This window comes from Streptomyces lonarensis, assembly GCF_012033735.1.
In the GTDB taxonomy this organism is placed as follows: Bacteria; Actinomycetota; Actinomycetes; order Streptomycetales; family Streptomycetaceae; genus Streptomyces; species Streptomyces lonarensis.
In genome coordinates this window covers 1-2,753 of record NZ_JAAVJD010000396.1, presented here as the reverse complement: position 1 = coordinate 2,753, position 2,753 = coordinate 1, and the positions used below count along the sequence as shown (strand labels likewise).

Here is a 2,753-nt window from a genome sequence, read left to right as displayed (position 1 = left end):
GGTCGCCGCCGAGGGGCGTTCCGCGGCGCTGGCCGAGCCCGCCGAGCTGACGCTCCGCGCCGCCCGCGAGGCCGGCGCGCGCGCCGACGAACTGGCGCGCTCCTCCGCCGCCGCCGTCCGCGTCAAGGCGGGAGCCCCGCTGTCGCTCCGGTTCGTGGTCCCCGACGGGCCGCACCACGCGGAGATGCGGCGCGTCGGCGAGCAGATCGCCGACCAGCTCGGCGCCATGGGCGTCCGCGCCGAGCTGGTCGAGGTCGCCGCCGACCGGTACCTGACCGGCCACGTCGTCCCGGGCAACTTCGACCTCGCCCTCTACTCGTGGCCCGCCAGCGCCTTCCCCGCCACCGACGCCCGCGGCGTGTTCGCCAAGCCGCAGGGCATCCCCGGCGGCGAGCTGTTCATCGAGCAGAACTACGCCCGCGTCGGCACCGACCACATCGACCAGCTGCTGGCACAGGCGGCCGGGGAGCTCGACGACGAACGGCGCGCCGAGCTGCTGGCCAAGGCCGACACCCGCATCTGGGCGGCGGCCGGTTCGCTCCCGCTCTACCAGGCGCCGCAGCTGGTGGCGGCGTCCGACGACGTCGCCGGCGTCGGCGCCTTCGGACTGAGCACCCCGCGCTACCAGGACATCGGCTTCCGCGGCTGACAGCGGCACCCGAACCCCGCGGCCCCGTCCCGGAAGACGGGGCCGCGGCGCGTCCCGGCGGGGGCCCCGGAGGGCGACGCGCAGGCGGCCCGGCCGGGCACCGTACGATGGGGTATGAGGCCGGTGCGTGTGTCTGCCGGGCCAACCCCAACCACCAACCCGGGAGTAGCACCGCCGTGCCCACGCGCCACGACATCCGCAATGTCGCCATCGTCGCCCATGTCGACCACGGGAAGACCACCCTCGTCGACGCCATGCTGAAGCAGGCCGGCGCCTTCGCCGCCCACCAGCAGGTCGACGAGCGAGTGATGGACTCCAACGACCTGGAGCGCGAGAAGGGCATCACCATTCTCGCGAAGAACACCGCCGTCCGGTACCACCCGAAGGACGGTGGCGACCCGGTCGTCATCAACATCATCGACACCCCCGGCCACGCCGACTTCGGCGGCGAGGTCGAGCGCGGGCTGTCGATGGTCGACGCCGTCGTGCTGCTCGTCGACGCCTCCGAGGGCCCGCTGCCGCAGACGCGGTTCGTGCTGCGCAAGGCGCTCCAGGCGAAGCTGCCGGTCATCCTCTGCATCAACAAGACCGACCGGCCGGACTCCCGCATCGCCGAGGTCGTCGACGAGGCCTATGACCTCTTCCTCGACCTCGACGCGACCGAGGAGCAGATCGAGTTCCCGATCGTCTACGCCTGCGCCCGTGACGGGATCGCCTCGCTGACCAAGCCCGAGGACGGCACCGTCCCGGCCGACAGCGAGGACCTCCTGCCGCTCTTCACGACGCTGCTGGAGACGGTGCCAGCGCCCTCCTACGAGGAGAACGCGCCGCTCCAGGCGCACGTCACCAACCTTGACGCCGACAACTTCCTCGGCCGGATCGCCCTCTGCCGCATCCAGCAGGGGACGCTGCGCAAGGGCCAGACGGTGGCGTGGATGAAGCGCGACGGCACGGTCCACAACGTGCGCATCACCGAGCTGCTGATGACCGAGGCGCTCACCCGCAAGCCCGCCGAGGAAGCCGGCCCCGGCGACATCTGCGCGGTGGCGGGCATCCCCGAGATCATGATCGGCGAGACCCTCGCCGACCCGGAGAACCCGGTGGCGCTCCCCCTGATCCAGGTGGACGAGCCGGCCATCTCCATGACGATCGGTACCAACAACTCGCCGCTGGTCGGCAAGGGCGGCAAGGGCCACAAGGTCACGGCGCGCCTGGTGAAGGACCGCCTGGAGCGCGAGCTCATCGGCAACGTCTCGCTCCGCGTGCTGCCCACCGAGCGTCCCGACGCCTGGGAGGTTCAGGGCCGCGGTGAGCTGGCGCTGGCGATCCTGGTGGAGACCATGCGCCGGGAGGGCTTCGAACTGACCGTGGGCCGCCCCGAGGTGGTCACCCGCGAGGTCGACGGCAAGACCCACGAGCCGGTCGAGCGCATGACGATCGACGTCCCCGAGGAGTACCTCGGCGCCGTCACCCAGGTGATGGCCTCCCGCAAGGGCCGCATGGAGACCATGACCAACCACGGCTCCGGCTGGGTGCGCATGGAGTTCCTGGTCCCGGCGCGCGGGCTCATCGGCTTCCGGACCGAGTTTCTCACCGAGACCCGCGGCACCGGGATCGCCCACTCGATCTTCGAGAGCTACGAGCCGTGGATGGGCGAGCTGCGCACCCGCAACAGCGGCTCGCTCGTCGCCGACCGCTCCGGTGTCGCCACCCCGTACGCGATGCTCAACCTCCAGGAGCGCGGCACGATCTTCATCGAGCCGGGCACCGAGGTGTACGAGGGCATGCTCGTCGGCGAGAACTCCCGCGCCGACGACATGGACGTCAACATCACCAAGGAGAAGAAGCTCACCAACATGCGGGCCTCCTCCGCCGACACCACCGAGAACCTGGTGCCGCCGCGCCGCCTCTCGCTGGAGCAGTCGCTGGAGTTCTGCCGCGACGACGAGTGCGTCGAGGTGACCCCGGACGAGGTGCGCATCCGCAAGGTCGTCCTCGACCAGCGGCTGCGGGCGCGCGCCGCCTCCAAGGCCAAGCACGCCTGATCCCACCGGCCGCCCGCCCCCGTCACGGGGGCGGGCGGCCGCGCACGTCACGAGGGGTG

General features: G+C 71.8%; 1 protein-coding gene and 1 pseudogene. Both read left to right on the top strand.

What is annotated here, in order from left to right:
- A pseudogene (locus HCN56_RS24920) lies at nucleotides 1–649 on the top strand (ABC transporter family substrate-binding protein); the annotation flags it as partial.
- Nucleotides 650–825: 176 nt separating this feature from the next.
- Nucleotides 826–2,694, top strand: coding sequence for a translational GTPase TypA (gene typA, locus HCN56_RS24915; RefSeq protein WP_167974823.1), 1,869 nt, complete (start codon nucleotides 826–828; stop codon nucleotides 2,692–2,694).
- Nucleotides 2,695–2,753 lie beyond the last annotated feature (59 nt).